The sequence below is a fragment of the Kitasatospora sp. NBC_01287 genome, assembly GCF_026340565.1.
GTDB lineage: Bacteria > Actinomycetota > Actinomycetes > Streptomycetales > Streptomycetaceae > Kitasatospora.
This window is the reverse complement of record NZ_JAPEPB010000001.1, coordinates 5,019,569-5,039,724: the sequence shown is the minus strand read 5'-3', so window position 1 is coordinate 5,039,724 and position 20,156 is coordinate 5,019,569. Positions and strand designations below refer to the sequence as shown.

At 70.9% G+C, this 20,156-nt stretch carries 22 protein-coding genes and 1 tRNA gene; 12 read left to right on the top strand and 11 right to left on the bottom strand.

Annotated features, from left to right (window positions below):
* Nucleotides 1-307 precede the first annotated feature (307 nt).
* Nucleotides 308-982, bottom strand: coding sequence for a TetR/AcrR family transcriptional regulator C-terminal domain-containing protein (locus OG455_RS21730; RefSeq protein WP_266296159.1), 675 nt, complete (start codon nucleotides 980-982; stop codon nucleotides 308-310).
* 127 nt (nucleotides 983-1,109) lie between these two features.
* Here OG455_RS21730 and OG455_RS21725 point away from each other — a divergent pair, with 127 nt between their 5' ends.
* Together OG455_RS21725 and OG455_RS21720 are read left to right on the top strand one after the other, a co-directional pair.
* A complete protein-coding gene (locus tag OG455_RS21725) occupies nucleotides 1,110-1,436 on the top strand; it encodes a hypothetical protein (protein WP_266296157.1) in 327 nt (108 codons plus the stop codon).
* 254 nt (nucleotides 1,437-1,690) lie between these two features.
* Nucleotides 1,691-2,365, top strand: coding sequence for a Crp/Fnr family transcriptional regulator (locus tag OG455_RS21720; protein ID WP_030288117.1), 675 nt, complete (start codon nucleotides 1,691-1,693; stop codon nucleotides 2,363-2,365).
* A gap of 50 nt (nucleotides 2,366-2,415) precedes the next feature.
* On the opposite strand, the gene OG455_RS21715 is transcribed toward OG455_RS21720, so the two are convergent.
* The 4 genes from OG455_RS21715 to OG455_RS21700 all read right to left on the bottom strand — a co-directional run bounded on the left by OG455_RS21715 (nucleotide 2,416) and on the right by OG455_RS21700 (nucleotide 5,139).
* Nucleotides 2,416-3,237 carry an MBL fold metallo-hydrolase gene (locus OG455_RS21715; protein WP_266296143.1) on the bottom strand — a complete coding sequence of 274 codons (822 nt, stop codon included), beginning with the start codon at nucleotides 3,235-3,237 and terminating at the stop codon, nucleotides 2,416-2,418.
* 193 nt (nucleotides 3,238-3,430) lie between these two features.
* Nucleotides 3,431-4,348 (bottom strand): NUDIX domain-containing protein, encoded by a 918-nt coding sequence (locus OG455_RS21710; protein ID WP_266296141.1) that lies wholly within the window; start codon nucleotides 4,346-4,348, stop codon nucleotides 3,431-3,433.
* Between the two features lie 168 nt (nucleotides 4,349-4,516).
* Nucleotides 4,517-4,981: a RidA family protein gene (locus OG455_RS21705; protein ID WP_266296139.1), complete on the bottom strand. Its 465-nt coding sequence runs from the start codon at nucleotides 4,979-4,981 to the stop codon at nucleotides 4,517-4,519.
* On the bottom strand, nucleotides 4,981-5,139 hold the full coding sequence (locus tag OG455_RS21700) for a DUF4177 domain-containing protein (RefSeq protein ID WP_100889483.1): 159 nt from the start codon (nucleotides 5,137-5,139) through the stop codon (nucleotides 4,981-4,983). Before OG455_RS21700 ends, OG455_RS21705 begins: the two co-directional genes overlap by 1 nt.
* 261 nt (nucleotides 5,140-5,400) lie before the next feature.
* Here OG455_RS21700 and OG455_RS21695 point away from each other — a divergent pair, with 261 nt between their 5' ends.
* On the top strand, nucleotides 5,401-6,417 hold the full coding sequence (locus OG455_RS21695) for an ArsA-related P-loop ATPase (protein ID WP_266300899.1): 1,017 nt from the start codon (nucleotides 5,401-5,403) through the stop codon (nucleotides 6,415-6,417).
* Nucleotides 6,414-7,637 carry an ArsA family ATPase gene (locus OG455_RS21690; protein WP_266296131.1) on the top strand — a complete coding sequence of 408 codons (1,224 nt, stop codon included), beginning with the start codon at nucleotides 6,414-6,416 and terminating at the stop codon, nucleotides 7,635-7,637. The genes OG455_RS21695 and OG455_RS21690 overlap by 4 nt, the downstream gene beginning before the upstream one ends.
* Before the next feature lie 171 nt (nucleotides 7,638-7,808).
* On the opposite strand, the gene OG455_RS21685 is transcribed toward OG455_RS21690, so the two are convergent.
* A complete protein-coding gene (locus OG455_RS21685; protein ID WP_145905440.1) occupies nucleotides 7,809-8,132 on the bottom strand; it encodes a WhiB family transcriptional regulator in 324 nt (107 codons plus the stop codon).
* A 434-nt stretch (nucleotides 8,133-8,566) separates the two neighbouring features.
* Here OG455_RS21685 and OG455_RS21680 point away from each other — a divergent pair, with 434 nt between their 5' ends.
* Nucleotides 8,567-10,966: a transglycosylase domain-containing protein gene (locus tag OG455_RS21680; protein WP_266296127.1), complete on the top strand. Its 2,400-nt coding sequence runs from the start codon at nucleotides 8,567-8,569 to the stop codon at nucleotides 10,964-10,966.
* 100 nt (nucleotides 10,967-11,066) lie between these two features.
* Here OG455_RS21680 and OG455_RS21675 read toward each other — a convergent pair whose 3' ends face one another.
* Nucleotides 11,067-11,525: a GatB/YqeY domain-containing protein gene (locus OG455_RS21675; RefSeq protein WP_266296125.1), complete on the bottom strand. Its 459-nt coding sequence runs from the start codon at nucleotides 11,523-11,525 to the stop codon at nucleotides 11,067-11,069.
* 205 nt (nucleotides 11,526-11,730) lie between these two features.
* Between OG455_RS21675 and OG455_RS21670 the strand changes: the two genes are divergently transcribed.
* The 3 genes from OG455_RS21670 (at nucleotide 11,731) to OG455_RS21660 (ending at nucleotide 14,082) form a co-directional block, all read left to right on the top strand.
* Nucleotides 11,731-12,675, top strand: coding sequence for a metallophosphoesterase (locus OG455_RS21670; protein WP_266296123.1), 945 nt, complete (start codon nucleotides 11,731-11,733; stop codon nucleotides 12,673-12,675).
* 76 nt (nucleotides 12,676-12,751) lie between these two features.
* A tRNA-Pro gene (locus OG455_RS21665) sits at nucleotides 12,752-12,825 on the top strand.
* A 348-nt stretch (nucleotides 12,826-13,173) separates the two neighbouring features.
* Entirely contained in the window at nucleotides 13,174-14,082 is a 909-nt protein-coding gene (locus tag OG455_RS21660) for a restriction endonuclease (protein ID WP_266296121.1), read from the top strand.
* A 91-nt stretch (nucleotides 14,083-14,173) separates the two neighbouring features.
* On the opposite strand, the gene OG455_RS21655 is transcribed toward OG455_RS21660, so the two are convergent.
* The 3 genes from OG455_RS21655 to OG455_RS21645 form a co-directional block, all read right to left on the bottom strand.
* Complete coding sequence (locus tag OG455_RS21655; RefSeq protein WP_266296119.1) at nucleotides 14,174-14,623, bottom strand: tyrosine-type recombinase/integrase; 450 nt, start codon at nucleotides 14,621-14,623, stop codon at nucleotides 14,174-14,176.
* 69 nt (nucleotides 14,624-14,692) lie between these two features.
* Complete coding sequence (locus tag OG455_RS21650) at nucleotides 14,693-15,184, bottom strand: TrmO family methyltransferase (protein ID WP_266296117.1); 492 nt, start codon at nucleotides 15,182-15,184, stop codon at nucleotides 14,693-14,695.
* Between the two features lie 13 nt (nucleotides 15,185-15,197).
* A complete protein-coding gene (locus OG455_RS21645) occupies nucleotides 15,198-16,580 on the bottom strand; it encodes a Tat pathway signal protein (RefSeq protein WP_266296115.1) in 1,383 nt (460 codons plus the stop codon).
* A 448-nt stretch (nucleotides 16,581-17,028) separates the two neighbouring features.
* Here OG455_RS21645 and OG455_RS21640 point away from each other — a divergent pair, with 448 nt between their 5' ends.
* The 3 genes from OG455_RS21640 to OG455_RS21630 all read left to right on the top strand — a co-directional run bounded on the left by OG455_RS21640 (nucleotide 17,029) and on the right by OG455_RS21630 (nucleotide 18,486).
* Nucleotides 17,029-17,178 carry a hypothetical protein gene (locus OG455_RS21640; protein ID WP_266296113.1) on the top strand — a complete coding sequence of 50 codons (150 nt, stop codon included), beginning with the start codon at nucleotides 17,029-17,031 and terminating at the stop codon, nucleotides 17,176-17,178.
* Nucleotides 17,175-17,378, top strand: coding sequence for a hypothetical protein (locus OG455_RS21635; protein WP_266296111.1), 204 nt, complete (start codon nucleotides 17,175-17,177; stop codon nucleotides 17,376-17,378). Before OG455_RS21640 ends, OG455_RS21635 begins: the two co-directional genes overlap by 4 nt.
* Before the next feature lie 85 nt (nucleotides 17,379-17,463).
* Nucleotides 17,464-18,486: an NAD(P)-dependent oxidoreductase gene (locus OG455_RS21630; protein ID WP_266296109.1), complete on the top strand. Its 1,023-nt coding sequence runs from the start codon at nucleotides 17,464-17,466 to the stop codon at nucleotides 18,484-18,486.
* Here the strand turns inward: OG455_RS21630 and OG455_RS21625 are convergent.
* Nucleotides 18,483-19,313, bottom strand: coding sequence for a glycosyltransferase family 2 protein (locus OG455_RS21625; protein WP_266300898.1), 831 nt, complete (start codon nucleotides 19,311-19,313; stop codon nucleotides 18,483-18,485). The genes OG455_RS21630 and OG455_RS21625 overlap by 4 nt on opposite strands.
* Before the next feature lie 61 nt (nucleotides 19,314-19,374).
* Here OG455_RS21625 and OG455_RS21620 point away from each other — a divergent pair, with 61 nt between their 5' ends.
* The gene (locus tag OG455_RS21620) at nucleotides 19,375-20,136 is read left to right on the top strand and encodes a hypothetical protein (RefSeq protein ID WP_266296107.1); all 762 of its coding nucleotides are present in this window, start codon (nucleotides 19,375-19,377) and stop codon (nucleotides 20,134-20,136) included.
* Nucleotides 20,137-20,156: the final 20 nt, after the last annotated feature.

Below are 20,156 nucleotides of genomic sequence, written 5' to 3'. Positions count from 1 at the left end.
CTCGCGGTTGATCTTCCGGGCTCGGCGCACCATCGCCAGCTGCGACTCCGGCTTCTTCGGCTTCGCGGCCACCGGTGCGGTGGGCGCGGCCTTCCGGACCTTGCTCTCTGCCGTGCGGGAAGGCTACGCCGCCCGCTCAGCGGCAGGGAGCAGATCGCGGACTGCCGGGTGCCGGACCGAGGCGCGCGAGGCCGGGCCCGGCCGTCTGACGGGCAGTCAACCGCGAGGAATCTCAGGAGGGGCGGCGGCGCGCGGCCGGCGGCTCACGGGGCGGGCGCGACGCCGGCCGCGTCCCCAGCCTCACGGGTCAGTACGGCCGGCCCTCCGCGTAGTCCGCCGCGTAGCCCGCGAGCAGGATGTCGACCGCCCGCTCGAAGCGGGCGTCGAAGTCGAGCCCGGCCCGGGTCGCCGCCACCTGTGCCAGCAGGGGGTACCGGGCCGGGTCGAGCGGCACGGAGTCCAGGTCGGGGGCGTCCTCCGTCTCGCCGGGCGTGCGGCCCACCTCGGCCAAGGCGTGGCCGACCACGAAGACGGCCAGCGTGTTCAGCAGGTCCAGCGCACGGCCGAGCGGCAGGCCCGCCGCGGTCAGGGCGGCGAGCCAGCCTTCGAGCAGGTCGAGGTCGGCCGGCGAGCTGAGCGGATGCGTGGCGACCAGCGGCAGCACGCCGGGATGGCGCAGCAGCTCGCGGCGCAGCCCGGTCGCGAAGGCGCGGGCCCACGGCGTCCAGTCCGCGCCGGGCGCCGGGTCGGCGGGCAGTTCGATCGCGGCGGCCCGCCGGACCACCTGGCTGACCAGCCCGTCCAGCAGGGCCTGCTTGTTGCGCACGTGGTGATAGAGCGTCATGGCCTCGACCTCCAGCTCCGCACCGAGCTTGCGCATGGTCAGCGCCGCCAGCCCGTGGCGGTCGACGAGGTCCAGTGCCGCCTCCAGCACCCGCTCACGGCTGAGCCCGGCCTTCGGACGGGCCCGACGATCCGCCATGGTCACTCCTCCTCGTTCCGGAGTCCGGACCATTTCGGGACCCGGACCCCTCTTGACGATTCTTACGACGTAAGGGCACTCTAGTGCCAACGGAAAACTTACCTCGTAAGAATCAACGGAGACCATCATGCTGCTCATCGCCACGGCTCTGCGTCGGATGAACGACGGCGTCGACTACGCCCGCTTCCGCGAGGCCTGGCTGCCGGACGAGACCTTCGCCGACGACCCGCGCCGCCGGGTGCTCAGCGCGCTCAACCTGGCCGACCCGCAGGAGATCCTGACCTGCGCGATCATCGAGGGCGACCCGGCCGACATGCCCGCCTGGATGGAGCGCCTGGCCCCCGGCGAGCAGCGACGGATGGACCGCCTGGCCGGCATGGTCGGCCCTTCGCTGGGCGGCGCGGTCTACCGGGTGGTCGGCGACGACGACCTCTCCCGCCCGATCACCCACTGAGGCCGTCACCGAGGCCGCTCCAAGAGATGACCGATCAGTAACCAATGCGTACGGATGGCCGTGTACCGGGCTCCAGAGCGCACCCCCTCCTCATATGATCGGAGCGACATGCGCCATGCTTGGTGATGAAGAGCACTGTTTCTCCATCGCCGGGGGATCGTCGGAGACCGTCGATACCACCGGAAGCATGGCGGAACACCAGCACGCGAGCCGCCCGACGGGCCCCACCTCGGGCGGCGAACAGGAGGAAGCACGTGGACGACGTTCTGCGGCGCGCCGCGCTCTTTGCGGCGCTCGACGACGAACAGGCCGGCGAGCTGCGCGCTTCCATGACCGAGGTGACCCTCGCCCGTGGCGAGTCGCTCTTCCACGAGGGCGACCCGGGCGACCGGCTCTACGTGGTCGCCGAGGGCAAGGTCAAGCTGCACCGCGCCTCGCCGGACGGCCGCGAGAACATGCTCGCGGTGCTCGGCCCGAGCGAGATGATCGGCGAACTCTCGCTCTTCGACCCGGGCCCGCGCACCGCCACCGCCAGCGCGCTGACCGAGGTCAAGCTGCTCGGCCTGGGCCACGGTGACCTGCAGCCCTGGCTGCACGCCCGGCCCGAGGTCTCGATCGCGCTGCTGCGCGCCATCGCGCGCCGGCTACGGCGGACCAACGACGTGATGAGCGACCTGGTCTTCTCGGACGTGCCCGGCCGGGTGGCCAAGGCCCTGCTCGACCTCTCGCGCCGCTTCGGCGTGCAGTCCGAGGAGGGCATCCACGTCGCCCACGACCTGACCCAGGAGGAGCTGGCCCAGCTGGTCGGCGCCTCCCGGGAGACCGTGAACAAGGCGCTGGCCGACTTCGCCGGCCGCGGCTGGCTCAAGTTGGAGGCCCGCGCGGTGGTGCTGCTGGACGTCGAGCGGCTCTCCCGCCGCTCCCGCTGACACCCCCTCCCGCCGGCGCGGCGGCGGGCGCCGCAGGCGCCGCGGGCTCGTCAGATGAGCCCGTGGTCCTCCAGGTAGCGCAGTTGGGCGCGGACCGAGAGTTCGGCGGCCGGCCAGAGCGCGGGGTCCACGTCCGCGTAGACCCGGGCCACCACCTGCTCGGCCGTCCGGCAGCCGGCCTCGACCGCCGTCTCCACCTGGGCCAGCCGGGCCGCCCGGTGCGCCAGGTAGTACTCGACCGTGCCGAGCGCGTCGGCCAGCACCGGGCCGTGCCCGGGCAGCACGGTTCCCACGCCGTACTGGGCCGCCAGTGTCCGAAGGCGGCGCAGCGAGTCGAGGTAGTCGCCGAGCGCCCCGTCCGGGTGGGCGACCATCGTGGTGCCCCGCCCGAGCACGGTGTCGCCGGTGAGGATCGCCCCGTCCGCCGGGAGGTGGAAGGTGAGCGAGTCCGCCGTGTGTCCCGGGGTGGCGACCACCCGCAGCTCCAGGCCACCGACCTCGAGCACCTGCCCGCCGTGCAGCCCCTCCTCGCCCAACCGCAGCGCCGGGTCCAGCGCCCGCACCTGGGTCCCGGTCAGCTCGGCGAACCGGGCCGCTCCCTCGGCGTGGTCGTGGTGGCCGTGGGTCAGCAGGGTGAGCGCGATCCGCTTGCCCCGCTGCTCGGCGGCGGCCAGCACCGCGCGCAGGTGGCCCTCGTCCAGCGGACCGGGGTCGACCACCACGGCCAGCTCCGAGTCGGGCTCGGCCAGCATCCAGGTGTTGGTGCCGTCCAGTGTCATCGGGGAGGCGTTGGGGGCGAGCACGCAGAACGCGCGCTCGGTGGCGACCCCGCCGACGGTGGCGGCGGGGTCGCCAGGGAGCAGACCGGTCACGAGTGGGTCCTCAGCGTCATCGACACGTGCGGGGCGTCCTCAGGAGGGGGTGGGCCGGCTCAGCGCACGGGCCGGCAGCTCACGGACCAGGGACCGCTGGGGCGCGACGGCCGGGAGGTCCGGCCCGTCGCAGGCCAGCGACCGGGTCATGGGGCGGGCAGCCAAGGCACGGGGGCGGAGCGCGCGAACCACGTCATTGTGGATCATCGGCTTGGGGTCCTTCCTCGGGATAGTGTCCGTCGATGGTCAGCTCCTCATAGCCTGACCAGCGAATAGTCATACGATCACCCATCAGCTCGGCCTGGCCAAGCACCGGGGTCAGGGTGCGCCGCTCGGCCAGCTCCAGCGCCTCGCGCGCGGTGCGGGCCGGCAGCAGCTCACGGAGGACCGAGACGGTCGGCGGGAGCATCCCGTACCGGCCCTCGGCGTAGCCCTCGACCGCCTCGGCGGGGGTCAGCCAGGCCACCTGGTCCGCCTCGCCGACCTGGTGCGCGGCCTGCTGGCCGGGCGGCAGCACGGCGACGAAGAACCAGGTGTCGTAGCGCCGCTCCTCGAAGGCCGGGGTGATCCAGCGGGCCCAGCCGGCCAGCAGGTCGCTGCGGAGCACGAGCTCGTGCTCACGGCAGAAGTCGGCGAAGGAGAGGCGGTGCGCCTCCAGTGCGGCCCGCTCGGCGCTCCAGTCGCGCTCGGGGGCCATGGTGTGCGCGTCCGGGCCGGCCAGCAGGACGCCGGCCTCCTCGAACGTCTCCCGGACAGCCGCGCAGACCACCGCCTGCGCCGTCGCCCGGTCCACCCCGAGCCGTGAGGCCCACTCCTCGGGGCTGGGCCCGGCCCAGCCGAGCTCCTGCTCGGCGTCACGCGGGTCCACTCCACCGCCGGGATAGGCGTACATGCCGGCCGCGAAGGCCATCGAGCTCTTGCGACGCAGCAGGTAGGCCAGCGGGCCCGGCCCGGCGGTGGGCGACGCGTCGTCGCGCAGCAGCACCACGGTCGCGGCCCGCTTGGGCACCACCGGGGTCAGGGTGCCGGCCGCCAGTGCCCGGATGCGGTCTGGCCAGCCGGGCGGCATGGGGGGAGCGGCCGGGGGCGGGCCGGGGAGGTTCGCTGCCATGTCCGGATGCTATGCACCCGGACATGGCGCTGAGAAGGGCCCGGTGGGGCGGAACCGGACGATCACGGTCCGGCGGGTCCCGGGCCCACCTGCCGGCCCACCTGCCGACGGGCCGGGTGATCAGCGGGTCAGCTGATCAGCGGGTCAGCTGATCAGCGGGTCAGCGGCTCAGGCGCGGACCCGGACCTGGATCTCCACCTCGACCGGCGCGTCCAGCGGCAGCACCGCGACGCCCACCGCGCTGCGCGCGTGCACACCCGCCGCGCCGAGCACCTGGCCCAGCAGCTCGCTGGCGCCGTTCACCACGCCGGGCTGGCCGGTGAAGTCGGGGGCGGAGGCGACGAAGCCGACCACCTTGACCACCTGCTCCACCAGGTCCAGGTCACCGATCACCGACTTCACGGCGGCCAGCGCGTTGAGCGCGCAGATCTGCGCGAGCTCCTTGGCCTGCTCGGCGGTGACCTCGGCGCCGACCTTGCCGGTGTACTGCAGCTTGCCCTGCACCATCGGCAGCTGGCCGGAGGTCAGCACGTGGTCGCCGGAGCGCACCGCCGGAACGTACGCGGCGACCGGGGCCGCCACCTCGGGGAGGGTCAGGCCGAGCTCGGCCAGCCGGCTCTCGACCGCGCCCATCAGTTCTTCTCCCGCTTGAGGTAGGCCACCAGCTGCTCGGGGTTGTTCGGCCCGGGCACCACCTGGACGAGCTCCCAGCCGTCCTCGCCCCAGGTGTCCAGGATCTGCTTGGTCGCGTGCACGAGCAGCGGCACCGTTACGTATTCCCACTTGGTCATGGGGGTGACTCTAGACGGTCCGCGACCGCCGCCGTCCGATGTGAGGTGGGACACAAAGCGGGCCGCGAGGGCGCCCGGCACCCGGATGCTCCCGGCATCCGGCCCGGGCGCTGGTTACCCTCGCGAGGAGGGCCCAGTGGAGGGAGACCGAGCGTGCCAAGGACCCAGCAGCCCACCCCCGCCGCAGCGGCGGCCGGAGCCGCCGAACCCACCGAGGCCGCGGAGCCCGGCGGGGCGTCCGGCGGCCCGGACTGGGAGGGCGTGCGCCTGCACGTGGTCAGCGGGAAGGGCGGCACCGGCAAGACCACCCTGGCGGCGGCGCTGGCGCTGGCGCTGGCCGCCGAGGGGCGGCGCACTCTGCTGATCGAGGTGGAGGGCCGGCAGGGGATCGCCGAGCTGTTCGGCAGCAGTGCCCTGCCCTACGAGGAGCGGAAGATCGCCACCGTCTCCCCGGCCAAGCTGGGCCTGCCCGGGCGCGGCACCGGCGAGGTGTTCGCCCTGGCGATCGACCCCGAGCAGGCGCTGCTCGAGTACCTGGACATGTTCTACAAGCTCGGCCGGGCCGGGAAGGCGCTGCAGAAGGTCGGCTTCGTCGACTTCGCCACCACCATCGCCCCGGGTGTGCGCGACGTGCTGCTGACCGGGAAGGCCTGCGAGGCTGCGCGGCGCAAGGGCCCTGACGGGCGCCTGCTCTACGACGCGGTGGTGATGGACGCCCCGCCCACCGGCCGGCTCACCCGGTTCCTGAACGTCAACTCCGAGGTCGCCGGGCTGGCCAGGTTCGGTCCGATACACAGCCAGGCCCAGGCGGTGATGAGGGTGCTGAAGTCGCCGCAGACCGCGGTGCACCTGGTCACCCTGCTGGAGGAGATGCCGGTGCAGGAGACCGTGGACGGCTTCACCGAACTGCGCGAGGCCGGACTGCCGGTCGGCGGTGTGCTGGTGAACATGGTGCGCCCACCGGTGCTGGACGCGGCGGCGGTCGCGGCGGTGCACGGCGACCACCGCGAGGAGGTGGCGCTGGCGCTGGTGGAGGCCGGGCTCGGCGGGCGGTCGCGCACCGCGGCCACCCGGCGGGCCGCCGTGGAGCCGCTGCTCGACCCGCTGCTGGCGCAGGCTCGCGAGCACGCCGAGCGGGTGGCACTGGAGCGCGAGCAGCGGGCCGACCTGGGCGCCCTGCGGCTGCCCGGCTACGAGCTGCCCCTGCTCAGCGGGGGCGTGGACCTGGGCGGGCTGTACCGGCTGGCCGGCGAGCTGAAGCGGCAGGGAGCGGCATGAGCGGCGGCAACGGCAGCAACGACGGCATGAGCGGCGGCAACGGCGGCGGACTCGACATCGACCGGCTGCTCGACGACCCGGCCACCCGGATCATCGTCTGCTGCGGCTCCGGCGGGGTCGGCAAGACCACCACCGCCGCCGCCCTCGGCCTGCGGGCCGCCGAGCGCGGCCGGCGGACCGTGGTGCTCACCATCGACCCCGCGCGCCGGCTGGCCCAGTCGATGGGTCTGACCGAGCTGGACAACACCCCGCGCCCGGTGAAGGGCGCCGCCGGCCCGGCCGGCCCGGGCGAACTGCACGCCATGATGCTCGACATGAAGCGGACCTTCGACGAGGTCGTGCTGGCCCACGCCGATCCCGAGCGGGCCCGGGCGATCCTGGAGAACCCCTTCTACCAGTCGCTCTCGGCCGGGTTCGCCGGCACCCAGGAGTACATGGCGATGGAGAAGCTGGGCCAGCTGCGGGCCACAGGGGAGTGGGACCTGATCGTGGTCGACACCCCGCCCTCGCGCTCGGCGCTGGACTTCCTCGACGCGCCGGGCCGGCTCGGCTCCTTCCTGGACGGGAAGATCATCCGGGTGCTGATGACCCCGGCCAAGGTCGGCGGGCGCAGCGCGATGAAGTTCCTCAACGTCGGGATGGGGCTGCTCACCGGCACGCTCGGCAAGATCTTCGGCGCTCAGCTGCTGACCGACCTGCAGACCTTCGTGGCCGCGATGGACTCGATGTTCGGCGGGTTCCGGGAGCGCGCGGAGGGGACCTACCAGCTGCTCAAGGCGCAGGGCACGGCCTTCCTGGTGGTCGCCGCGCCGGAGCGGGACGCGCTGCGGGAGGCCGCGTACTTCGTGGACCGGCTGGCGGCCGACCAGATGCCGCTGGCCGGGCTGGTGCTCAACCGGGTGCACAGCACCGGCGCGCCCCAGCTCACCGCGGAGCGGGCCCAGGCGGCCGCCCAGGCGCTGGAGGAGAACGGCGGGGAGCACGAACCGCGCCAGGCGGAGGCGGAGACACTGGCCGCGGGGCTGCTGCGGCTGCACGCCGAGCGGGTCGAGGTGATGAGCCGGGAGCGGCGGACCAGGGACCGGTTCATCTCGGTCTATCCCGATGTGCCGCTGGTCGAGGTCCCGGCGCTGGCCGGAGATGTGCACGACCTGGACGGACTGCGCGTGATCGGACGTCAGCTCGCCGGAGAGTCGATCCGGCCCGGGGAACCGGCATGAGGAGCGCGGCCTGAGCGGCTCGACCTGGGGAACCGTGGCCTGAGCGGGCCGACCTGAGGAGCGCCGCCCGTCCGACCGTCCGGTCGGCGGAAGCGGAGGCGACGAGCGAGTACGACGAGTAGCTGCGACGGCTAGGTGCGACCGGCGACCCCGGACCCCGGGGCCGCCCGGTCAGCCGGCCTGCGCGTAGTCCGAGAGGATCACGCCGGTGGCGAGCGACTCCTCGTACTCCGTGCGGGCGGTCTCCAGCAACCTGCGCCACGAGATCACCGTCGGGCGACGGCGCAGCAGCGCCCTGCGCTCCCGCTCGGTCATCCCGCCCCAGACGCCGAATTCCACCCTGTTGTCCAGCGCGTCCGCCAGGCACTCGGTGCGCACGGGACACCCGCTGCACACGGCTTTCGCCCGGTTCTGCGCCGCCCCCTGGACGAACAGTTCGTCCGGATCGCTCGTGCGACAGGCAGCCTGCGCACTCCAGTCATCTACCCAGCCCATCCCGGCGCCGTCCTCTCCCGAATCGAGGCTCCCCCACGGCGGTAACGGCATATTCACCGCTGCCAGTTGAGGACGTTACGGAAGATTGGCGGAGCGCAACAGCCCCTTGGGGTCCAATCTCGAATGACCCGATCGGACTATGGGTGCCGGTCAGATCACTCGTTGGAGTGATCGCAGGTCGCGGCCCTTGCCCCCGCCCCGATCGTCCGCTTTGCCGCCACTTTCGTCACGGAGCGCCACGGCGCTCCCGCGAGTTCGCGCCGCCGGAGCGACACAGCGGGCGGGGCAGCTACCTCATACCCCGTCAAATCGGACAACTCTCAACACTCACAGGAGTGTTTGAAGCCTACGGAGCGAAGCTGTCGCAAGCTTGTGACAAGCCTAGGCGAACACCTGCCCTCATGCCCTGATTTTGGCAACGTAGAGTCCTCCCTATGGCACCGAAGCGCTCCTCAGCACCCCAGCGCCCCCGCCGACGGCGCACCTCCCCCTTGGAGTTGGCCGGGCACGGAATCAAGTTCCTGGGCGTCAGCATCCTCTCCGGCGTCCTGCTGGCGGGCCTCGCACTGCCCGCCGTGGGCGCGATCGGCCTAGGGGCGAAGGACGGCATCCAGAACTTCGACAACATCCCGGACGACTTCAAGACGCCGACCTTGTCGCAGGCCTCGTACATCTACGACGCCAAGGGCAACCAGATCGCCAAGGTCTACGCCGGGAACCGGGACCGGACGATACTGACCCAGGATCAGATGTCGCCGCTCACCCGCGAGGCGCAGGTGGACATCGAGGACGCGCGGTTCTACCAGCACGGCGCGATCGACCCCAAGGGCGTGCTGCGCGCGATCGGGAAGAACGCCTCCTCCGACGCCGCCTCCGAGGGCGCCTCGACCCTGACCCAGCAGTACGTCAAGAACGTCTTCGTCGAGGAGGCCGGCGACGACCAGGCCGCCTTCAAGGCCGCGACCGAGAAGAGCCTGGGTCGCAAGATCAAGGAACTGAAGTACGCGATCCAGTTGGAGAAGGACCTGACCAAGGACCAGATCCTGACCAACTACCTCAACATCACCTTCTACGGCCACCAGGCCTACGGCGTCGAGGCGGCCGCCGAACGCTACTTCGGCAAGTCCGACAAGGACCTCGACGTCGCCCAGGCGGCCCTGCTGGCCGGTATCGTGCAGAACCCGTCGGCGTACGACCCGATGGCGCACCCCAAGGCCGCCCAGACCCGGCGCGACACCGTGATCGACAAGATGCTGCAGTACAAGCACATCACGGCGCAGCAGGCCAAGGACGCCAAGGCGGCCGGCCTGGAGCTGAACTACCAGACGCCGCAGAACGGCTGCATCACGGCCAGCAGCGGCATGGCCTTCTTCTGCGACTACGTGCAGAAGGTCGTGGAGAGCGACCCGGCCTTCGGCACCTCCTCGGCGGCCCGCAGCAAGCTCTGGTCGCAGGGCGGCCTGAAGATCACCACCACCATCGACCCGGACAAGCAGGCCGCCGCCTACAGCGCCGTCACCTCGCAGGTGAAGGTGACCGACTCGGTCTCGGCCGCGATGACCATGGTCAAGCCGGGCACCGGTGAGATCCTCGCGATGGCCCAGACCCGGCCGTACGGCCTGGACTCCGGTCAGCACCAGACCGTTGTCAACCTGAACGTCGACGCCGCGATGGGCGGCGGCAACGGGTTCCAGCCCGGCTCGACCTTCAAGGCGATCGTGGCGGCAGCGGCCATCGACAGCGGCAGCGCGCAGCTGAACACCAGCTTCCCGTCTCCGCCGCAGATGCCCTACCCGGACATGACCACCTGCGGCGCGCCGTACAAGAACACCAAGCACGAGACCGTCAGCAACGACAGCCCGAGCGAGTCCGGGCCGTTCATGATGCCGGAGGCGATGGCCCGCTCCATCAACACCTACTTCGTCTCGCTGGAGCAGAGCATCGGGCTCTGCGCCGTCACCCAGATGGCCAACAAGCTGGGGATCAAGGGCCAGGCCAGCGGCAAGCCGCTGGACCCGTTCCCGTCCATGACCCTGGGTACGGAGTTGATGAGCCCGCTCGACATGGCCGGCGTCTACGCCACCTTCGCCGCCCGCGGCGTGCACTGCGACCCGATCGCGATCAAGTCGGTCACCGGCCTCGACGGCAAGCAGCTGACGGTCCCCCAGGGCAACTGCCAGCAGGTGATGCAGCAGAACACCGCCGACAGCATCAACACCCTGCTCAAGGGTGTGACCGAGAAGTCGGGTACCGGTGCCGCGCTGAACCTCAGCGACAACCGTCCGATCGCCGGTAAGACCGGTACCACCGACGGGCGCAAGGCCGCCTGGTTCGACGGCTACACCCCCGACCTGGCCGGCGTGGTCTGGCTCGGCGGTCCGGAGAGCAGCGTCACGATGGACCGGAACATCGTCATCGGCGGCCACCACTTCTACGACACCGACGGTGTCTACGGAGCCAACGGCCCCGGCCCGATCTGGCAGCAGGCGATGGACCAGGCGCTGAAGGGCACGCCGGTGAGCCAGTTCACCCTGATCCAGGGCGCGCCCTCCGCGACGGCGTCCACCGACACCCCGCCGCCGGGCCAGACCCCGAACCCCGGCGACCCGAACAACCCGGGCAGCCCGCCCGCCAGCCCGCCGGCCAACCCGCCCGCGAACCCGCCGGCCAGCAACGCCGGCCTGGTGACCAGCAACCCGGTCCCGCCGATCACCTCGCTGCCCGGCGCACCTGTCGGCGGCACCACCGGTGGCGGCTTCACGCTGCCGGCGGGGCTCATCGGCGGCGGCAACGGTGGCAACAGCGGCAAGCCGGGTCGGCCCGGCCGCCACTGAGGCTCCGCCGACACGGAAAGGGCCCGGGGCCCCTGGACGATCCAGGGGCCCCGGGCCCTTTCCGTGCCGAACCCGTGCCCGAACCCTGCCGGCGAGCCGCCTACCGGTTGCTCAGCGCGGCCTTCACCGCGGCGGCCACCCGGCCGCCCTCGGCCAGGCCCTCCACCTTCGGCCGGACGATCTTCATCACCGCGCCCATCGCCTGCGGCCCGCTCGCCCCGCTCTCGGCCACCGCCGCGGCCACGATCTCGGCAAGCTCCCCGTCGCTGAGCTGCTTGGGCAGGTACTCGGCCAGCACCACGTCCTCCGCCAGCTCCCGCGCGGCCGACTCGGCCCGCCCCGCGTCGGCGAAGGCGGTCGCGGCGTCCCGCCGCTTCTTCGCCTCGCCCTGGATCACCTGGACCACCTCGGCATCGGAGAGCTCGCGCTTCTCCTTGCCGGCCACCTCGGCCCGGTTCACCGCGGTCAGTGTCAGTCGGAGCGTGGACGAGCGCAGCTCGTCCCGAGCCTTGATCGCGGCCGTCAGGTCGTCCCGCAGCCGCTCCTTGAGCGTTGTCATGGGCCCATCCTCACACCTGGGCGGCCGCCGTGCCCGTGAATAAGGACGCCGGTGGCGGCGGCCGCACCCGGGAACGCCGGCCGGGAAACACCGGCCGGGAACTCCGGCCGGGAACGAACGCAGTACCCACCTGGCCGACGGGATGTCAGTCAGCTGAGGGAAGGCCCGGTTCTCCCGGACAGGCCGGGTCTGCGACCATGGACCGATGCGAAAGCTGTACTCCGTTCCGCTCGCCGTCGTCGCCACCGGAGCCGCCGGGCTCGCCTACTCCGCCGGGTACGAGGTCCGCTCGTTCCGCCTGCGCCGGGTCGACGTCCCGGTGCTGCCCCACGGGGCCAAGCCACTGCGGGTGCTGCACGTGTCGGACGTCCACATGGTGGCCGGCCAGCGGAAGAAGCAGCACTGGCTGCGGAGTCTGGCCGGGCTGCGGCCCGACCTGGTGGTGAACACCGGGGACAACCTCTCCGACCCGCTCGGCGTGCCCGCCACGCTGGACGCGCTCGGGCCGCTGATGGAGTTCCCCGGGGCGTACGTCTTCGGCTCGAACGACTACTACGGTCCGGCCCGCAAGAGCCCGACCCGCTACCTGAAGGCGCTGGCCAACGGGAACCACGGCCTCAACAACGCCGACGGCACCGGACGGGCCGGCATCTCCGGGGCGGTCCACAACCCCTGGGAGAAGCTGCGCGACGGCTTCGACGCGGCCGGCTGGCTGGACCTCACCAACGCCCGCGGCCGCCTCACCCTGGGCGGGCTCGACATCGAGTTCACCGGCGTGGACGACCCGCACATCCGCCGCGACCGCTACGCCGAGGTGGCCGGCGGTCCCTCCGCCGACGCCGACTTCTCGATCGGTGTGGTCCACGCGCCCTACCTGCGCAGCCTGGACGCCTTCACCGCCGACGGCTACCCCCTGATCCTGGCCGGCCACACCCACGGCGGCCAGCTCTGCGTCCCCTTCTACGGCGCTCTGGTCACCAACTGCGACCTGGACGCCAAGCGGGTCAAGGGCCTCTCCACCCACCGGGCCGGCGGCAAGCAGGCCCACCTCCACGTCTCCGCCGGCTGCGGCACCAACCGCTACACCCCCGTCCGCTTCGCCTGCCCCCCCGAGGCCACCCTGCTGACCCTGACTCCGCGCCCCCGCTAACCGGATTTCGTCTCCTGACCTGCATGGGATAGAGTTCTACTCGTTGCGCCGGAGACGGAAGCAACAAAGGCAGGACCGGGGTGTGGCGCAGCTTGGTAGCGCGCTTCGTTCGGGACGAAGAGGCCGTGGGTTCAAATCCCGCCACCCCGACCCAGGTCAGAGGCCCTATCGGAGAGATCCGATAGGGCCTCTGGCGCATGCGCAAGCACGGAAGTACAGCAACCGCAGTGGCTCTCCGCAACTGCCAGCAGACAGAGCAGGGCTCCTGAGGGGCCATCGGCCAGCAAGCGCACTGGGGCCAGCCAACGGAGTGACCCCGACGGAACTCTGGCGACAACGCGTCCGAGGCTGAGATCACGTCAGCTGACATGGGATCCGCCAGTCACGCTGCCGAAGGCTGCGCCGCGGGCAGGACCGGGCCAGGTGCTCGCCCGGCAATCAGCCGCCTGTCCTACCCCTGCTACATGCTTGGGCAGTCACCGACGCTGGAGTGGAGCCGTGCCCGAGATCCCCGCCACATTTCTTTCAGGCAAACCCCGCAGCCGACCTGAGCCGAGTCCCATCAGGCGCTTCTGCTCGGAATGCGTCCTATGCGGCAAGCCTCTGGTGCCCGGCGGACAGAGGTACTTCACGGTCGGCGCGGAGAACGGTTGGCCGCTCGCCTGGCACACTCCGACCGAGAACACGACATGCGTCGCAGGGGTCAACCCCACCCCGGTCACGCTCGTCGCGCTGAAGCCGGGTGACCATATCTTGGGGCCGAGTGGAACACCCATGCTCGTCCACGAGTGCAAGAAGATACGCGAGCCGGGCCAGCCTCCGCACTACCGCCTCCGTACGGGCAGCTCAGCGCCCGTCTACCTGGATAACGCGCACTTCTTCTTTGTGCCCGACCCGGATTCACTGGCACGTTTGAAAGCAGATGCCAGCGCCAAACCGACGGATCTGCTTCCCGCTGACGGCTACCTCTTCCCCACGCACGACTCGTTGCGGATCAGTCCTTCGAGGATCGATCGCCTCACTCCTGTCCAGTTTGAGCAGTTCGTTTCCGCGCTCCTCGAACGCGCTCACTGCGCTATCACCCGGCGTGGCGGCAGGTCTAACGACATGGCGGCCGACGTCCTCGCGACCACTCAGGATGGGGTCTACCTCGCGGTCCAGTGCAAGCACACCCAAGTCGGCCGAAAGGTCGACGCTCCGACCATGTACGAGGTGAACGGCACGGCTGGCCCCGAGCACGGGGCGAGGGTAGCGCTCGTAGTGACCAACGGCGGCTTCACAAAGCCCGCGCTGGCGTTCGCCGAGCGGCACGAGATCCTGACCGTCGGGCGGGACGACCTTGCAAAGTGGGCCAATGGGACGCTGACCCTGGCTGACATTCTCAGCAACTCGACCCCGAGTCGCTGACACGCGTCCGGCCCAGAGTGCCAACGTCACATTCACAGGAAACGCCACTGGCCCGGCCGGAGTCGTCCGGCCGGGCCAGTCAGTTGATCAACTACTCCTGTGCTTCGGCATCACCCTCGGCCGCAGAGGTCGACGGCGCCTCGGGATCACCTTGCGCCCCGACAGGTCGCGAACCGTCGAGCGTCGCCCCGAGCTTCCTGAGCGCGTTGCGCGTCTGCTCCGACGGGACCTGGGTGTAGATCTCCATGGTCACCGCGAACTGCGAGTGCCGGAGGATCTGCATCGCCACGCGCGGGTGGACGTCGAGGGCCGCCAGGAGCGTGCCGCAGGTCTTGCGGGTGTCGTGAACGCGGATCAGCCGCACGCCGGCCTGCTGGCAGCGGAACTCGAAGCGCCGGTTGAAGTTGCGCGGTTCGACCGGCGTGCCGTACTTCGTGGTGAAGACCAGGTCAGACTCCGTCCACATCTCGCGTGCGGTGAGCTTGTGGGCGGCGCGGCTCTTCTCGCGGAGCAGGAGGGCCGCACGGCAGAGGTCCGGCAACGGGAGCCCTGACTCCGCGGAGAGACATGGAGCCACCGATGCTCGCAATCGGACAGTCACGGTCCGCCGTCAGTCACTGGCCGTGGGCGCGAAGTAGTCGCGGAGCATGACAGTCGTCCATTCGGCCTGGCGTTGCTCTCCGCGAGGTCCCATCTCACCGAACCACGGCTTCACGTCCAGGACCGGCGTGCCGTCGACGGCGTCGAGGTCTTCGACGTGGAGGTCCAGGCCGTCGACCTTGAGCAGGCGGCAGCGGGAGACCCCGAGCCAGTTCAGGCGCCGCATGTTGCGGTGCCCGAAGATCCCGACCTCCGGCCAGTCCGGGTTGTCCCGGGGCCGGCGGGCTCCGAGGTTCAGGTCGGTCGGGTCGGTGAGGTGGAACCGGAAAACGACCTCCAGGTGTGAGAAGTCCTCAAGGCCCTTGGTCGCGTCGGTGGCGAAGCGGGAGCCGTCCAGCCGGATGATCGCCCGGGTGCCGCCCCAGAAGTCGTCGGTGGGTTCGATCCGGCCGCCGACCACGTGGCCGAGGGCCTCGACCTCGAACGTCTCACGGTCTGCCATCAGTGACTCCTCATCAGGCTGTTTCGGACAGGTACGCGGCAGCGCGGGCGTCGATCTCGCTGATCGCCGCAGTACCGCGCCGCCGGAAGGGGGAGAGCAGGGTGCGCATGTCGGCGGCGGCCTGCCGAGTGCGGCCGGACCGTACGCCGTCCATGGCGTCGAGCGCCTGCGACCAGGTGGCACAGGCCCGGTCGATGTTGTTCATCTGCGCGTACACGGAGCCGAGGTATCCCAGCGTCACCGCGTGAGTGCGGGTGAACTTCGTCGCCTTGCGGGTGCGGACGCTGTGGTGGAACTCGCGCACCGAGCCGTCAAGGTCTCCTATGTCGCGCAGGGCGCACGCGGTCTCGTGGGCCAGGCTCGCCTCACCGAAGAAGAACACCCGGTCCGGCTCGGCGATGTCGTCGCTGGCGGCGGACAGGTCGTCCTCGGCCCGCAGCAGCGCCTTGGCGGCGGCGTTCTTGCGGCCGGCGGAGGCCAGGCTCCGGGCGTGGACGACGCCGAGGAGAGCCCGCTCTCTTGGGGAGGCGAGCGCGTACCGGTCGCCGTCGACGGAGGCGGCGGCGAGGTTGAGAGCCTGCTGGTGGTGTCCGAGGTCGATGGCCTGGTGCGCCATCGCCCGCAGTACGTGAGCGGCCATCGGCGGATCGCCGGCCTCGGCCGCGAGTTTCACCGCCTCGGCGAAGTACCGCTGCGCTGTCGCGTGCTGGCCACCGTCGAACGCCATCCAACCCGCCAGGTAGGCGAGTTCGCTGGCCGCCGAGAAGAGATCACGGCGAACACGCTCGTCCGTGAACTTCCCTCGCAGGTAGGCGGTGACGTCGGTCGCCAGGTACTGCACCACGGACGACCAGGCGTGACCACCGCCCCGCCGCTGATCGACCTGCGAGAACAGGGTGGTCATGTCGCGGACGGCTGCCAGGTCGCCAGGGCCGACCCGCCGCGTTGCGGCAGAACTGCGCGCACTGCCCCGTTCGGCCATCCGCTGCCACCAGTCTTCGCCGGGCAGGGAGAGCGCGGCCACCGAGTAGACCGCCACCCCCAGGGCCCGCCTGCGTTCCACGTCCACGTCGGTTCTCCCGAGTTCGGCCAGCGCGCTCAGCGTATCGGCGTCCCAGTCGGGTTTTTGGGGCGCGGGCGTGATCAGGCCGATCTCCTCCAGCGTCACGACCCGTCCGCCGAGCGCGCGGCCCAACGCCTCGGCCAGGAAGGCACCGACGTTCCCGGCCGGCTGACCGCCGTTCTTCCAGTGCGTGATGCTCGACTTGTTGGTCTCCAAGAGCTCGTCATGCTCGGCCGCCACCCGCCTGACCAGGCGCGCGATCGCATCGCCGGAGAGTTTCGTCTCGTCGATGACCTTCCGCAGCCGCTCGTTCGGTTCCCTCGTCGGCGCCAAAGCGCACCTCCTGACGGGCCGTTAAACCGCTTAAACCGCATAGCGTGCCCAACACCGTACTCCCAGTAGCGATTAGGCGGTTCACTAACTGCATGCCGCTCCGCAGGGTGGAGCCGATTCGGGTCCTGGACCCCTGCGGAGCTGCGGCCTGCGGCGGCTCCAGCCATGCATCGGCACGAATGCCGCCCCGCCAACTCGCGACCCCGGAGAGGCTGATGACGACTGCCGACCGCACACCGCACCCGTGGAGCCTCAATGGCGCCTCCACGCTCGTGGACCCCAACCGTCCGATCCCGCGCCGATCCCCGAGTCCGACGCGGGAGGGCGCCGCCGCGACCAGCAACCGCATGTTGCTGGACGAGCACCGTAGCAAGGACGGGCTGTGCGTCCGGTGCGAGAGCCCCTGGCCCTGCGACGTGACCAGGAGCATCCGCTTCGGGAGCGCCGCGTGAACAGCACCGAACTCCACATCCGGGCCGGCGACCGGACCGTCATCTTCGTCCCGAACCGGGAACGCGCTCGCCGACGTGCCCTGGTCCTGCGCCAGCTCGCTGCCGGCCGTCGCCGCCGCAAGCACCACCGGGAGTTGGCGGCGTGAGCATCGGCAACTCCCCGGACTTCAAGCTCCCCAAAGACCGTCGACAGGGCCTGTACATCCGCACGTTCAAGCTCGCGGCCGACGGGACCCGATACGACGACTCCGGCGTCATCAGCGTCGAATCGGAACCCGACGCCTACGCCTACCACCCCTCGGCCACCTGGCCCGCCTGCCGCTGCCCGCAGCACCGCGACAGCTGACCCGGCCCGTCGCCGGCAGGCCGCCGGGCCGACCAGCACGTCCCTCCTGCACCACCCACCCCGCGCGTGAGAGGAAGAACGTCCCTTGTCGCTCGAACAGCTCTCAGGAAAGACCGTGCTGGTCACCGGTGCCGGTGGCCTCATCGGCAGCCGCATCACGTCCCAGCTCCGCCAGCTCGGCGCCCGCCCCATCTCGGTGTGCAAGCTCGACGCCTACCCGCACGAGGTGTATCGCGAACGGTTCGGCATCGACACCACCGACCCGGACTTCATCGTCGGCGACATCGCCGAGCCGGACCTGATGCGCAAGGTGATCTCCGGCTGCGACTACGTGATCCACGCCGCCGCCCTGGCCGACGTGGCCGCCTGCACCCGCCGACCGCTGGACGCCATCGACACCAACATCACCGGCACCCAGCGCGTCCTGGACGCCGTCGCTGCCTCCGACCGGGTCCGCAGGATGGTCTTCGTCTCCTCCGCCAGCGTCTACGGCAACGGCGACCACACCAGCCACCCCACGCAGTTCATCGAGGACACCGCGGTCCAGCCGGTGTCGGTCTACGGCAACAGCAAGGCGTGGGGCGAGTACCAGACCGCCGCCGTCCTCGGCGACGCCGGCATCTCCTACGCCGTGGTGCGGTACTTCTCGGTCTACGGCGAACCGCAGGTCGTCAAGGAGCGGAGCCACTCCTGGGTGGTCGCCTGGTTCGCCATGCGGGCCGCACTGGGCCTGCCCCTGCACCTCAACGGTGGCGGCCACCAGATCCGCGATCTGGTCCACGTGGACGACATCGCTACCGGCACCCTGTGGGCGCTGGTAGCACCTCGCGCGCACGACGAGACCATCAACATCGGTACCGGAACCGGTACTTCGATCCGGCAAGTCGCCGAACTCGTCCGCAGCCACTTCCCGGACGTGCCGTTGGTCGAGACGCCCATGCCGCCCGGCGACCCCGAGGGCGGATACGCCTCCGTCCAGCGAATGGAAGAGCTGCTGGGCTGGCGGCCGAGCATCACGATGGCGGAAGGCGTCGCCCGCTACGTGGCCTGGCTGAAGGCCACCCCCGCCGCCATCCCCGACTGGATGCGCCAGGCGGCAGCCGCCTAGATGATCGGCGGACGCCCGAGCCGGGTCATGGTCCACACCGTGCGCCAGCGCATCGGCTTGCGCCGTCCGCACGGTGTCCGCCAGCCCTCCGCGAAGCCCGCGAACCACGCCTTCAACCCAGCCACATCCCGGGTCCGGGCAACGGTGAGCGCCATCCACACCCCGAGGTAGACCGGCACCAGCAGAGCAGGCAGGTGCCGGCGCGCCAGGTACACCCGGTTTCGGGCGTTCACCCGGTAGAAGAAGGAATGCCGGGTCGGGCTGGTACGCGGGTGCTGGAGCAGCAGCTCGGGGACGTACAGCACCCGCCATCCCGCATCCAGCGCCCGCCAGGCCATGTCGGTTTCCTCATGCGCGAAGAAGAAGGCGTCCGGCCAGCCCCCGACCTGCTCCAGCATCGTCGAGGACAGCGCGTGGCCGCCGCCGAGGAAACCGGTCACCTCCCCGCCGCGCATCGGATCTCCGGCCCGCAGCCGGGGGACATGGCGCCGCTGGGTGACGCCGGTCTCGTCCGCGATCCGGAAACCGACGATCCCCAGCCCGGAGTCGCCTTCGTACAGGGCGGCGATCCGCGCGAGGACGTCGTCCGCGACCAGCAGGCCGTCGTCATCCAGGTCGATCACCACGTCGACGTCCCGCAGGTGCTCCAGGGCGACGTTCCGGCCGCCGGTCACCCCGAGGTTCTCCGTCAGCTCCACGCCCTCCACCCATGAGGGCAGTTCCGGCAGCGCGCACCCCTGGCCGACCAGCACGACCTTCGTCGCCTTGACCGTCTGCATCTCCACCGAGGCCAGCAGCTCGGCCAGTTCCTTCGGCCGCGTGCCCATGGTCAGGATCGCCACGCCCAGCTTGACGCCCACCGAACCTCTTCCCTTCGAGGAACCAGAGATGACCTCACGAACGCCGGATCACAGCACCGCGTCGCTCAGAGAACTCGCCGAGAACCGGAGCCTTCCAGCCCATCAGGTCATGGACCAGGACACACTCGCCTGGATCGCCAGAAACCGGCCCGAAGCCTCAGCAGCGCCGCCCACCCTGCCACATCCGCCGCTCATGCTGGTACCGAACGTCACCTGGTTCGCAAAACACCAGCTCGTCGACTCCATCCACGGCATCCGGCACAACGCCCGCGTCTCCCTGCTCGCCGGCCTGCTCGCCCAGGAGTACGGACTCGACCGCGATCACACCGCCGCCCTCTGCGCCGCCGCCGCAGTCCACGACTGCCGGCGTCGCGACGACCGCCACGACTCCGGACACGGCCGACGGGCCGCAGCCTGGTTCACGCGCAACCAGCACGCCGTGACCACCATGCTCGGCCGCGAACTCCCGCCCGACCTCTCCCAGCAGGCAGCCAGCGCCATCGGCCTCCACGACGTCCCGTACGCGGACTTCACCCCACTGCAGAACCTCGCCTACCAGCGGGCGCCCCACCTGATCGACCTACTCAAGGCAGCCGACTGCCTGGACCGCTACCGCCTTCCCCTCATCCGCTGGTGGCCCGATCCCGCCCACCTACGCATCGTCATCCCCGCATGGCTCCACCCTGTCGCCTTCGACTTGGTCGTGCGAAGCGAACAAGCCCGGCTCGACGGCGCAACCAACCACGGAGCACTCATCCACGCCAGCCAGATCCTCACCCCCCTGCAGTAGGAGGCTGTCCATGCACAGCG

Coding starts and splice junctions, on each gene's coding strand:
- OG455_RS21670 (WP_266296123.1), top strand. CDS start 11,731: ATGCGAAAGCTGTACTCCGTTCCGCTCGCCGTCGTCGCCACCGGAGCC.
- OG455_RS21675 (WP_266296125.1), bottom strand. CDS start 11,525: ATGACAACGCTCAAGGAGCGGCTGCGGGACGACCTGACGGCCGCGATC.
- OG455_RS21705 (WP_266296139.1), bottom strand. CDS start 4,981: ATGGGCGCGGTCGAGAGCCGGCTGGCCGAGCTCGGCCTGACCCTCCCC.
- OG455_RS21625 (WP_266300898.1), bottom strand. CDS start 19,313: ATGGGCACGCGGCCGAAGGAACTGGCCGAGCTGCTGGCCTCGGTGGAG.
- OG455_RS21680 (WP_266296127.1), top strand. CDS start 8,567: ATGGCACCGAAGCGCTCCTCAGCACCCCAGCGCCCCCGCCGACGGCGC.
- OG455_RS21730 (WP_266296159.1), bottom strand. CDS start 982: ATGGCGGATCGTCGGGCCCGTCCGAAGGCCGGGCTCAGCCGTGAGCGG.
- OG455_RS21710 (WP_266296141.1), bottom strand. CDS start 4,348: ATGGCAGCGAACCTCCCCGGCCCGCCCCCGGCCGCTCCCCCCATGCCG.
- OG455_RS21725 (WP_266296157.1), top strand. CDS start 1,110: ATGCTGCTCATCGCCACGGCTCTGCGTCGGATGAACGACGGCGTCGAC.
- OG455_RS21620 (WP_266296107.1), top strand. CDS start 19,375: ATGACCTCACGAACGCCGGATCACAGCACCGCGTCGCTCAGAGAACTC.
- OG455_RS21650 (WP_266296117.1), bottom strand. CDS start 15,184: ATGGCAGACCGTGAGACGTTCGAGGTCGAGGCCCTCGGCCACGTGGTC.
- OG455_RS21690 (WP_266296131.1), top strand. CDS start 6,414: ATGAGCGGCGGCAACGGCAGCAACGACGGCATGAGCGGCGGCAACGGC.
- OG455_RS21685 (WP_145905440.1), bottom strand. CDS start 8,132: ATGGGCTGGGTAGATGACTGGAGTGCGCAGGCTGCCTGTCGCACGAGC.
- OG455_RS21700 (WP_100889483.1), bottom strand. CDS start 5,139: ATGACCAAGTGGGAATACGTAACGGTGCCGCTGCTCGTGCACGCGACC.